1 protein-coding gene is annotated in these 318 nt (G+C 69.8%); it reads right to left on the bottom strand.

Going from position 1 to position 318, the window contains the following annotated elements:
• Positions 1-167 precede the first annotated feature (167 nt).
• Positions 168-318 (bottom strand): VOC family protein (locus DJ021_RS19345; protein ID WP_207801914.1); only part of this gene is annotated, 151 nt, incomplete at its 5' end.

Below are 318 nucleotides of genomic sequence, written 5' to 3'. Positions count from 1 at the left end.
ACGGCGCCCAGCCAGGCAATTCGACTGTAGCGGCTACTACCCACGGTCCGACGGCCGCGGGTATCGAAGGGCGTCTCGATACGCCCTCGCCTAGCGGCTCGGGCTACTCGACGACCAAAGCGGGCTACTTGACGACCTAAACGGGCTGCTCGACCGTGACCGGAGGGTCAGCGGGTGGTGATCTGCTGGAGGGCCCAGCGGTTGCCGTCGGGGTCGGCGAAGTAGACGAACCGGCCCCAGGGCTGGTCGTCGACGGGGCTGACGTCGATGCCGCGGCCGGAGAGGTCGGCGTGGGCCTCGTCGGCGTCGGCGACGACC

Origin of the sequence: Phenylobacterium hankyongense, from assembly GCF_003254505.1 — a bacterium.
In the GTDB taxonomy this organism is placed as follows: Bacteria; Pseudomonadota; Alphaproteobacteria; order Caulobacterales; family Caulobacteraceae; genus Phenylobacterium; species Phenylobacterium hankyongense.
This window is presented reverse-complemented; position numbering and strand designations above follow the sequence as displayed.